At 53.1% G+C, this 12,471-nt stretch carries 4 protein-coding genes; all 4 read left to right on the top strand.

Annotation, left to right across the window (positions count from 1 at the left end; translation table 11 throughout):
- Nucleotides 1-84 precede the first annotated feature (84 nt).
- The 4 genes from M3194_RS21015 (at nucleotide 85) to M3194_RS21000 (ending at nucleotide 12,459) form a co-directional block, all read left to right on the top strand.
- Nucleotides 85-8,382: a glycoside hydrolase family 94 protein gene (locus M3194_RS21015; protein ID WP_251656044.1), complete on the top strand. Its 8,298-nt coding sequence runs from the start codon at nucleotides 85-87 to the stop codon at nucleotides 8,380-8,382.
- A 524-nt stretch (nucleotides 8,383-8,906) separates the two neighbouring features.
- Nucleotides 8,907-9,371: an MEKHLA domain-containing protein gene (locus M3194_RS21010; RefSeq protein WP_251656043.1), complete on the top strand. Its 465-nt coding sequence runs from the start codon at nucleotides 8,907-8,909 to the stop codon at nucleotides 9,369-9,371.
- 79 nt (nucleotides 9,372-9,450) lie between these two features.
- Entirely contained in the window at nucleotides 9,451-10,269 is an 819-nt protein-coding gene (locus M3194_RS21005) for a C39 family peptidase (RefSeq protein WP_251656042.1), read from the top strand.
- 258 nt (nucleotides 10,270-10,527) lie between these two features.
- Nucleotides 10,528-12,459 (top strand): fructose-1,6-bisphosphatase, encoded by a 1,932-nt coding sequence (locus tag M3194_RS21000; protein ID WP_251656041.1) that lies wholly within the window; start codon nucleotides 10,528-10,530, stop codon nucleotides 12,457-12,459.
- Nucleotides 12,460-12,471 lie beyond the last annotated feature (12 nt).

Below are 12,471 nucleotides of genomic sequence, written 5' to 3'. Positions count from 1 at the left end.
ATTAGATGGTCCAAGCTTTCTGAAAGAACCGGACGAAAAGTACGTTTGCTAAATTCTAACCTATTTCTTCCGGAGGAACCATTCATGCCTACCACAACTGAACAACTCAGAGAGCGCGCGCACGAGCTAGCGCTCCAGCAACAGATCAAGTCCGCTGCCGGCCGGTCAGGTTATATAAAAAGACAAATAGAAACCGACACATCCAGTATCCGAGCTCTCGTCGGTTTACTGCAGGACGCGCCAGTCGGCTGCGGTCAGCAAGCCGAGGAATGGCTGTTAGACAATGCGGAGTTCATCGAGGAACAAGTACTGAACGTGAAGCTGCATCTGTCGGAGTCAGCGCTTATCCATGTGCCTCGACTGCGTGGAGAAGAACGATTGCGTATCCACGCGCTTTGTTTGGAATATTTGGAACAAGTGGACGGTATTCTTGACGAGCGAACGCTGCTGGCTTTCCTTAACGCATATCAGGAAATATCCGCACTAACGCTGGCCGAGACCCGGTTGATTCCGGTCATGCTCAAGGTATCGCTTATTGGAAAGATCGCAGAAACCATGGCATTGGTCCGGGAAAGGCGGGAAGTATGCAGTCAGGTGCAGCAGCTGTTAAAGCAGATAGAACCGGCCAGACTAAACGCCGAAACGATTGGCACGCTACTTGAGCAAGCGGGTCAGATCCAGCCGTTGTCCGGTCCATGGGCCGCGCATCTTATTAGCCATCTGCGGGAATGGTCGGGCGATTCGGATGCCGTACGCGAATGGCTCGTTTGCACATACGAGAACGGCTCGGATGATCTTGACCGAATTGTCACGTACGAAGCCAAGCTCCAAGTTGTCTATCAGGTAAAAGCAGGCAACCTCATTACGAGCCTGCGCAGCAACGAACGCAGGAACTGGGAGGAGCTGTTCGAGGAGATCAGTCTGCTCGACCGCACCATGCGCGAGGATGTGACGGGACTATACCCCCGCCTGGATACATCCAGCAGGAATGGGATCTTAAATCGGATCGCGGATATTGCCAGACGCCTGCGAGTACCGGAGAGTCTCGTTGCTGCCCAATCGCTCGCGCTTGCGAAGGATGCTTATGAACACGGCTCCGCGAATCCGTTACGGATAGAGAACAAAGCTACGGGAGAAGAGCAGCCGCAAGAAGAGCTAGGCCGTCAAGCATTTGCTGCCTATTACGTATTTGAGCCGGCAGGCGTAACCCGCTTGATTCAAGCGTTGAAAAAGTGCAGCCAGCCGCGGACGATGCCGCTTAAGGGCTTAGTCAGAAGCGCGCCCACGAACTATTTCTCCTCTTGGCTGGCGCTGTTCATGCTGCTGCTGGTCGCCGCGGCAGCTTGGGTCATCGATTGGAATTCCCTATCGACCGCAGGCCTTGCGGCGGTCATTCTTGCTCTTCTGTTCCCCATAAGCGAGTGGGTGATGACTGGCCTAAACTTTGGGATTGAGCGAATCTGTCGGGTCAAGCCGCTGCTGCGGTTCGACTATTCGAGCGGGATTGAGGCGGAAGCTGCGACAATGGTTGTCATACCGGCTATATGGTCGACGGTCCAAGAAGTGGAGGAGCTTGCCGATCGGCTCGAGATCCACTATCTAGGCAATCGGGACCCGAATATTCATTACGCGTTGCTCGGCGATTTCGCCGATGCGAGAGAAGAAAGCCTTCCGTCGGACGAATTGCTTATCGCCGCGGTCAAAGCCCGTATCGACCGCTTGAACCGCATGTACAGAGACAGTGGCACAACCTTTCATTACTACCAACGATCCAGACAGTGGAACTCCGGCGAAGGCGTGTTCATGGGCTGGGAACGAAAAAGGGGTAAGCTGGTCGAGTTCGTGAATTTGTTGCGCGGCAGCGGAGAAACCAGCTATACGGTAACGCATGGCGACCGTAAGGTCCTGCCCGATATTCGCTACATCATCACTTTGGATGCCGACACCCAGCTTCCGATCGGAAGCGCGCAGCGGCTGATCGGCACGCTGCATTTTCCCTACAACCGGCCTCGCTTAAACAAGGCGGGTTCTCGGGTAGTGGAAGGATACGGCGTCCTGCAGCCCCGTATCGGCACCAGCCACGAATCGGCCATGCGCTCTCGGCTGGCTCATTTCTGGTCCGATCCGGGCATCGATCCTTATGCTTTTGCGGTCTCCGATCCGTACCAAGACGCGTTCGGTACCGGCATCTTTACGGGGAAAGGGATTTTCGACGTCAACGTTTTCGCACAATTGCTTGGCGAGCGCATTCCGGACAATACCGTGCTTAGCCATGATTTGCTCGAAGGCGGATTTCTGCGGGCGGCGCTCGTGTCCGACATTGAGTTAATCGAAGAGCATCCGTCCACCTTTCTATCTTTCCAAAAACGGATGCATCGATGGGTTCGAGGGGATTGGCAGCTCCTGTGCTGGCTCCGTACCAGTCTGTGCGACCGGCGGGGAGATCTGCGGCCGATTGATCTGTCTCTGCTCACAAGGTGGCAGATCATCGACAACCTGCGGCGGAGCTTACTGCCTATTGCGATGTTCGTGCTGTTCGCGCTGGCCGTGACCATATTGCCCGGTTACCCGGCGCGCTGGCTTGCATTCTTGTTCCTTACTCTGCTGCTGCCCTTGATCAGGCAGCTTGCCATTATGAATTCGGCGGGAACGCAACCAAAGCACATGTTGTCGACACTGGTAATGGCGGGCATCGGATTCTGGACGCTTCCGTTTCAGACAGCCGTGTTGCTGGACGCCATCGTCAAGACGCTTTACCGCATGGCCATTAGCAAGCGCAGGATGCTGGAATGGACCAGCTTCTCGCAGACGGAACGCAGCCAAGCTCAAGCGCAGCGCCGCATGATGATTCTTGGCGGCAGAGGGGGCTTCTTCCTGATCCTGCTGTTCGCGGCCGTGGTTGTCCTGCAGCCGATCAGTGCTCTTCTGTGGTTTGGGCTGGCCCTTTGTCTCTTCTGGGTGCTTGCCCCGGTTGCGGTACGCTGGCTTGATCAACCCGTTCTCAAGCCGGAGCCGCCGCTTGAAGCCGGTGACGCGGAGCGGATGCGCATCTTGGCGAAGGAGATTTGGCAGTTCTACGAGGACTTTGCGGGGAAAGAGGATCACTTTCTTCCGCCGGACAACGTGCAGATCGAACCTGCGAACGGCGTTGCGCACAGAACATCGCCTACCAATATCGGGTTCCTGCTAACGGCAGCCTTGGCCGCGAGAGAGCTGGATTTCATCACAACGCCGATGCTCGTGGAACGGCTTGAGCGTACAGTAGGCGTGATCGAGCGGATGGAGAAGTGGAACGGCCATTTGTACAATTGGTACGACACCTCAACGCTGGAGCTGCTTCGTCCGGCCTATGTCTCGACGGTGGATTCCGGCAATTTCGTGGCCAGCCTGATGACGGTTAAGCAGGGGCTGATTCGCTGGCTTCAGAAGGACGGGTGGGGCAAAGGTTCCCGTCGGCGCGGGCAAGCTCAATTAGCGGCCGTCGGCACGGAGTTTGCCGTCGAACTGGACCGCACTCATCCGGAGGAAATCTACGGCGCGCGACAAGCTACCCCGCCTGTCAAGCCAGATGAGCCGTCGCATGCAACGACCGGTTGGATCGTCAATGGTTATGAACTTGTCGACCGTTTGGAACGACTGATCGTCTCGACAGATTTCGGGCAGCTCTACGACGACAAGGCTAGGCTGTTCGTGCTCGGCTACCATGCCGATTCGGGTCAAAAGGAAACGATTCTCTACGATTTGCTCGCATCGGAAGCACGGCAAACAAGCTTCGTTGCCATTGCGCTCGGTCAAATTTCGGTCTCCCACTGGCTGGCGCTTGGCCGCACGGCCAAGCTGCAGGGCGGGCACGCGACGCTGATTTCTTGGTCCGGCACGATGTTTGAATACATGATGCCTTGGCTGATCATGCGAACATATCCGGGTACGGTATGGGACAGTACCTACCGCGGCGTCGTGCAGCGTCAGATCGCGTACGCCACGGGACGAAGCGTGCCCTTTGGCATTTCGGAATCAGGCTATTATGCGTACGACTATCAGCTGAATTACCAATATCGCGCATTTGGCGTGCCGGGGCTAGGATTCAAGCGCGGGCTTGAGGAAGACACGGTCATAGCGCCGTATGCCACGATCATGGCGCTTCCGTTCGCGCTGCGCGAAGGACTGCAAAACTTGGAGCGCTTGGATCAGCTCGGCATGCGAGGAGAATACGGCTATTACGAGGCCATCGACTTCACCGCTCACCGTATGCCGCAGGGGGAGAGCCACAAGATTATCCGCAGTTTCATGGCGCATCACCAAGGCATGAGCCTGCTTACGCTTGCCAACATGCTGGTGCCGTCTTGCATGATCAACTACTTTCATGCCGATAAACGCGTTCAGGCCGCCGAGCTGCTGCTGATCGAGCGGATTCCGCAGAAGACGGCGCTCCTCAATCGGGAATTGCCGGGCAGGTCGCGTAGCGGCGGCGTAACCAAGTTGCAGCAGAACGACCCGCTGCGCGAATTCGCGGAGGTGCCGGCGCCTTTGCCTGAGGCGAACGTTCATGGGAACGGTTCGCTGACGACAGTCCTGACGGAAACGGGCAGCGGCTTCATCCGGTATAACGGGCTGGATTTGACGCGCTGGCGGGAAGATCCGGTGATGGATCCTTGGGGCAGCTTCATCTATGTTCGGGACGTGGAGAAGAATGTCAGTTGGTCCCCAACTTACTTGCCATGCCGCAAGAAGGCGGAGCGGGTGAGCGTGCAGTTTCGTAAGGAGCGGACGACGTTCCTCCGCGAGGATGACGGGCTGCAGACGAAGCTGGAGGTGACCGTATCGACCGAGCATAATGCGGAAGTGCGCCGGCTGACGTTGACCAACACGACGCAGGAGGCCCTAATTATCGAAATAACGACGTACATGGAACTAGCCATGGCGGCGCACAACGCGGACAAGGCTCATCCCTCCTTTACGAAGCTTTTCGTTCAAACGGAGTTTGCTTCGGAGGCGCAATGTCTGCTAGCCCGCAAACGCCCGCGTAATGATGACGAGACGCCCCTTTGGGCTTTTCACACGCTTCGGGTTGACGAGGAGCAAGGAGCAGCCGAATTCGAGACTGACCGCGCAGCGTTTATCGGCAGAGGGCATACGCTTGCCAATCCGCGCGGACTGACTGCCCGGCTAGGCGGTACCTTCGGTGCCGTTGCCGATCCGGCGTTTATCATGCGTAAGCGAGTGCATGTAGAGCCGGGCAAGCAGATCAGCCTGACAGCCGTGACCGGTGCAGCCGAGAGCAAAAAACAGGCGCTTGAAATCATTTCGCAGCTGTCGTCCGCCGAGCAGGCGGAACGAACCTTCCAGATGGCATGGACGCGAAGCCAAATCGATCTGCAGCATTTACGCATCAGCGAGCAGGATGCGTCCGCTTACCAGCTGCTGGCCGGACGGATCCTGTTCGCATCGCCGCTTCGGCCAGAGCAGGAAACAAGCATCTCCGCGAATAGGAAAGGGCAGCCGGGCTTATGGGCGCATGGCGTCTCCGGCGACAGGCCGATCGCGTTGGTAAGCGTCTCAGAGACGTCAAGCCTGCCATTCATGAATAAACTCCTTGTCGGCTACGAATATTTGCGCCGGAAAGGGCTTAGCTTTGATCTCGTGATTTGGAACGAGTCCTCTGGCGGTTATCAGCAGGAGCTTCGCGAAGCGCTGCTGCGGATGATCGAGCAGAACGTGCATAACGTTAACAATGGCGCCGGCGTTCATATCGTCGCGGCATCCGAGCAGTCGGATGAGGACAAGTTCCTCTTGTTCGCCGCGGCGCGGCTGCTGCTGCATGCGGAAGGAGCAAGTCTAAGAGCACAGCTCCTGCCTCGCGAGTCCGGGAGCGAGCAATTACCCGAACTGGTGCCCATTGCGCCGACGAACCTTTATTCCGACAAGCCTTCGCGGGACGAGGGCACGGGTCTGTTCTTCAACGGATACGGTGGATTCTCGGCGGATGGAAGCGAGTACCGGATTGTGCTTCGCAACGGGCAGCATCTGCCCGCTCCTTGGATCAACGTGGTTGCAAACGAGAATTTCGGCTTCTTGGCTTCCGAGCTGTACACCGGGCAAACCTGGTGGAGCAACAGCCGAGAGTGCAAGCTAACGCCTTGGTCCAACGATCCCGCACTGGATCCGCCTGGCGAAGCTGTCTATATTCGGGATGAAGGGAGCGGCGAATATTGGGGCCTGACGCCATCTCGTAAGCTGGACTCGAAGACGGTGTATACCGTATCTCACGGACAAGGCTATTCGCGCTACGAGCACGAGAGTCATGGTCTGTCGCATGAGATGACGGTGTTTGTCCCTCTGAACGATCCCGTTAAGATCATTCGGCTGCGTTTGACGAATGATACGAGCGACATACGGAAACTGTCCGTGACCTACTACGCCGAGTGGGTTATCGGTGTGAATCGGGAAGAGAACGCCTCGAACATCGTTACGGAATGGGATCCGGAGCATCATGTCCTGCTTGCACGAAACACCTATCAGGAGACGTTCCGCAAGGCGACGCCATTCCTTGCCATGCATCCGCGGACATTAGAAGCCAGCCAATCCTGGACGGGAAGCCGGTTGTCATTCATCGGTCGTGACGGTGACTTGGAAGATCCGGCCGCAATGCGCAAAACACATCTTTCGGGAGAGACGGGACCTGTACATGATGCCTGCGGAGCAATTCAAGGCGTCGTATCGCTCGAACCCGGCGAGGAGGGCGTTGTCTATATTCTGCTTGGCTGCGGCGATTCCCGTGATTCCTCGACTAAGCTGGCCCAAAAGTACAGCGAAGCGGACGCCTGCGAACAGGCTTATCAGGATGCGCGCGCCTTCTGGAAAGACATAAACGGCACGATCCAAGTTGCTACGCCTTCGGCCGAAATGGATATCATGCTGAACAACTGGCTGCTCTATCAGTCATTGTCCTGCCGGATGTGGGCTCGTACGGCGTTCTATCAGGCGGGAGGCGCCTTCGGGTTCCGGGATCAGCTTCAGGATTCTTTGTCCATGCTGCATGTCCGGCCGGAAATGACAAGGGCGCAGATCATTCGCCATGCCTCGCACCAGTATCGCGAAGGGGATGTACAGCATTGGTGGCACGAAGAGACGCACCGGGGTATCCGCACGAGATTTTCGGATGATCTGCTTTGGCTGCCATATGCTGTTGTCCGGTATGTGGAGCAAACGGAGGATGAGAGCATTTTAACGGAAATGGCTCCTTTCCTGCAGAGTGAGCTCCTGAAGGAAGACGAGCACGAACGCTACGAAGAGACGGTTCTGTCGGAGGAGAACGGGACGATACTCGAGCACTGCTTCCGCGCGATTGATCGGGCGCTTCGCTTCGGCGAACACGGATTGCCGCTTATGGGAATTGGGGATTGGAACGACGGAATGAGCAATATCGGTCCTCTTGGGCGCGGCGAGAGCGTATGGCTGGGCTGGTTCCTGGGCGAAGTCCTGAGCGGCATTGCCGGAATCTGCGAGCGGTATGGCGAGCCGAGTCGCGCTGAACGTTACCTGAGCGCGCGAAGCAAGCTTGCGAAAGACATGCAGGAAGCAGCCTGGGACGGAAATTGGTACCGCCGCGCGTTCACCGACTCCGGAGAGTGGCTCGGATCCGTTCGCAATGCGGAATGCCGCATTGACGCTATCGCCCAATCCTGGTCGGTTATATCCGGGATGGCGCCGAAGGAACGCGCGCTTCAGGCGATGCACTCCTTCGACAGGGAGCTGGTCGATAGACATCTTGCCGTCGCGCATATTTTGACGCCTCCATTTGACAAGACCAAGCCTAGCCCGGGATATATCCAAGCTTATCCGCCGGGCATTCGGGAAAATGGAGGTCAATATACGCATGGTGTCATCTGGAGCATTGTAGCGTGGAGCATACTCGGGGATGGGGACAAGGCTTTCGAGCTGTTCCATATGTTCAACCCGATCACGCACACAAAGTCCTCGTTTGACGCCCGCACCTACGTCGGGGAGCCCTACGCGATGTCGGCCGACGTCTATACGGAACAGCCGCATCGCGGACATGCGGGCTGGACGTGGTACACCGGCGCCGCGGGCTGGATGTACCAAGCGGGAATCGAGTGGATAATAGGACTGAAGAGAAGGGGAGAAAAGCTTCTGATCCAGCCCTGCATCCCTGCGGAATGGCCGGAATTTACCGTTACGTATACGTACAAACATACGGCGTACCGAATCATCGTCCGCAATCCGTCGCGCAAATCCGGCGGCTGCACAACGTTGAGGATCGACGGAAAAGAAACCGAGCTCAGCATGAATCTTATGGGCGAAATCCCGTTTATCACGCTGGAGGACGACCAATTGGAGCATGTGGTTGAACTGACTTTATAGCTCGTTTGCAGGGATTATGGATATGCCGGCATTCACAAGCGAATGATGTAAGGAAAAGGCCGCATTCTTGCGGCCTTTTTCTTGTTACGGGCGTGGTGTAGCGCAGAGCTTAATTCTTAAAAATAATTCAATTAGAATTCGAAGGCGGCCGGTGACAATTGGCTGCCTTTTCATATTTGCATTTCAAGCGAATTTTGCGAAATTCCATAAATTATATAATCAAATTTATATTTACCTTATTATTTTGTGATTTGTTGTCCATGTCATTAAATCTTACACTAATTACACGGTTAATATATATAACTTCTGATAGATAAGAGGTGATGCGCGTTTTCAATTCTAAGATTTTTGATGAATAAAAAAGGAGAGGTACCTTTTATGAAGATCGTTGCAATCGGAGGGGACACGCATTGGTGGTCTATCTCTGATCTGCATCGTTTTATGGCCGACACGGCCTTACGAAAATAACTATCCTACATCAACGCGAGTATCTACCATCGAATCAATTGGATAGGAGAACGAAAATGAAACTTACCGGAATTGGGGCGACAAACGAACATGCCCGCTTAATCATCGAAAGCTACGAGCGCTTAACCGGAAAGAAGCTTATAGAAGGAGAAGAAGCAGTGCCAGGCAAGGAATTGGAATGGCTGTATCAATTGCCTTTCGTCGTATTGTCTCACGGACGGGAGCCGGATCCGGTACTAAATTTCGGCAACCTGACAGCTCAGAAGCTGTGGGAGATGGATTGGGCTACGTTTACGGACACGCCATCGCGATTGACGGCCGAACCGATGGAACGGGGGGAACGTGACCGCTTTCTGAGAATTGTCGATGAGCAAGGTTTCGTCGACAATTACACCGGTATTCGGATTTCCAGCACCGGCATTAGATTTTATATTGTGAATGCGACCGTATGGAATCTCATCGACGAGAATGGGAATAACCATGGACAAGCTGCTACGTTCCAAGAGCACAAGTATATTTAAATACGATTTTCTAAACGGGAAATGGACATTATGGTGATCCGCAATGGAACAAGTTAATAACCGAGGGGAAAAGATAATAATGGCAACTAAACTCATAACAACCTTGTCGCTTAATCCATCCGTCGTCGACCCTAACGTTATGGCCATGCAGAAGCGGCTTAATGCGCTGGGATATACGGACTCTACCGGGAAAGCTCTTACGACGGACGGCCGTTTTGGACCCGGTACTTTGTATGCTGTAAATGCCTTCAAAACGAACAACAATCTGGGCAATACGGGTCTTGCTGCCGGCGAAATCGGTGACCAATCCTGGCAGGCGTTGTTTTCCGATGCAGCGGTTAAATCGGGTGCAGGCAAAAAAACACTGGTATATTTCAGTCAGGAAGATCCTAAATGGGCTGGAATCCTGTACTCCACGCATGACGACAAAACTCAAACAATAGGAACGTCGGCTTGCGGACCCACGTCCGCGGCTATGGCCATCTCTGCTTTAACTGATGACACCGTGCTTCCCCCTGTAGCGGCTGATTACGCTGTGAAGCACGGATACCGCACCTACAATGACGGTACGGCGTGGGGCTTTTTCGCTGATTTCTGCAAACTCCATGGGTTAAAGTGCCAGCAGACCGGAAGCTTTGATGTTGTGAAAGCAGCATTGCAAGAGGATGTCATGGCGATCGCTACGATGGGTCCCGGACACTTTACGGGCGGCGGACATTATGTCTTGATAGTGGGCAAGTCCGGAGCAGACTTCGAAGTATATGATCCTAATCCTGACAACACAAAGTATGGACCGGACGGGTTGATTAATCAGGGAGTGCGCAATGACGGGAAGGTCGTAGCGAAGGAATCGGTATTCCGAAAAGAAGCGAAGCAGTATTGGATCATTAGCAAGTAGTCAGCTGGCTGCCTCCAACTAAGCGAAGAATGGACGGGACACGCGGGTTGAATTAGCCTGATGCTATGTCACAAAAAAGATGACTTCTCTGTTCTATGAGGAGTCATCTTTTTTGTATTCCTCCCTGGAAATGTACGCTTTATTAAAGCTAACGGATAGCGCGGGAAGTTTCAGTTATAATAGCTGTTAGTAAGTGAATCAAGGGAAACCCGGAGAACACATGTATACATAACCATAGCCTTGAAGGAGGACATCTGTTTGGATGCGCAGTTTCTAGATTTATTGGCCCTGAAATACGACACGGAAGAAAAGGTTGTAACAGAAATCATCAACCTTGAAGCGATCAACAATCTTCCCAAGGGAACCGAGCACTTTGTTAGTGATTTGCATGGGGAATTTCAAGCATTTCAGCATGTGCTTAGGAACGGTTCGGGTACCGTCAAAGAGAAAATCAAAGCCTTGTTCCGCGAGCTTTGGACGGATCATGAAATCAATGATTTTGCGGCATTAGTGTATTACCCGGAAGAAAAAATTCAGCTGGTTAAAGGAGAACTGTGCAATAAACAAGAGTTGAACCGATGGTACAGACAAACGATTGAACATATGCTTAAGCTCATATCTTATGCTTCCTCCAAATATACTCGCTCTAAATTGCGCAATGCTCTGCCGGAGCAGTTTGTATATATTGTAGAGGAGCTTTTGTACAAGACGGATTCGACCAACAATAAGGACCCTTATTATGAGGAAATATATCGGCAAATTATCTCCTTGGGTCAGGCGGACAAGCTTATTATCGGGCTTGCTTATACGACCCAGCGCCTGGTGGTTGACCATCTTCACGTGGTGGGGGATATCTATGACCGGGGGCCGGAACCCGATAAAATTATGGATACCTTGATCAACTACCATTCTGTAGACATTCAGTGGGGGAATCATGATGTCCTGTGGATAGGCGCCTATGCGGGTTCTCTCGTCTGTCTTGCGAATATTATCCGAATCTGCGCCAGATACGACAATCTGGACATCATCGAAGACGTATACGGCATCAATCTTCGCCCACTGCTGACCTTGGCGGAGAAATACTACGATGACAATCCGGCCTTTAGACCGAAGCTGCAGAGTGACCATAATGGTTCGGAGCAGGAAATTCTTCAAATCACGAAAATTCATCAAGCCATTGCCATGATCCAGTTTAAGCTTGAAATCCCGATTATCAAGAGACGCCCGTACTTTAATATGTCTGAACGGCTATTGCTTGAGCAGATCGATTACGACAAATCTGAAATCAAGATCGGAGGAAAAACGTACCGACTGGAAAACACCTGCTTCGCAACCGTAAATCCGCGGCAGCCCGAACAATTGCTGGAGGAAGAACAGCAGGTGATGGAAAAGCTGCTGTTCTCCGTTCAGCATTCCGAAAAGCTTGCCAGACATATGAATTTTCTTATGAAGAAGGGCAGCCTTTATTTGAAATATAACGGGAATTTGTTGTTTCACGGCTGTATTCCCTTGGATGAAGAGGGAAACATGGAAGAAATGCAGATCGAAGACAAGACGTATTCGGGTCGCAAGCTTCTTGATGTTTTGGAGCAATATTTACGTTACGCCTTTGCGCATCCGGAAGAGACGGACGATCTGGCTACGGATATGGTATGGTACATATGGACCGGGGAATGTTCCTCGCTCTTTGGTAAGAAAGAAATGACTACCTTTGAACGGTACTTTATCCTAGATAAAGAAATCTATAAGGAGAGAAAAAATCCGTATTACCAAATGCGCGAAAATGAGGAGATCTGCCGAAAAATTCTGCAGGAGTTCGATATGAATCCGGATCATGGACATATCATTAACGGCCATACGCCGGTTAAAGAGATTCGCGGAGAGAATCCCGTTAAGGCAAACGGGAAAATGGTTGTCATTGACGGCGGCTTCTCCAAAGCCTATCAATCCACAACGGGGATCGCCGGATATACCTTGTTGTATAATTCCTTTGGGATGCAGCTGGTTGCCCATCAGAAATTTAATTCAAAAGAAGAAGTGTTATATAACGGAACGGACGTATTGTCTGTAAAGAGGCTGGTGGACAAGGAGCTGAAGCGGAAGCTGGTGAGGGAAACCAATGTCGGGGAGAAGCTGCTGCAGAAAATTTCAAATTTGAAAAATCTTTTGGAATATCGCTACATGAAATGAACCAACTGCTGC

It is taken from the genome of Paenibacillus glycanilyticus (assembly GCF_023715145.1).
In the GTDB taxonomy this organism is placed as follows: Bacteria; Bacillota; Bacilli; order Paenibacillales; family Paenibacillaceae; genus Pristimantibacillus; species Pristimantibacillus glycanilyticus_A.
This window is presented reverse-complemented; position numbering and strand designations above follow the sequence as displayed.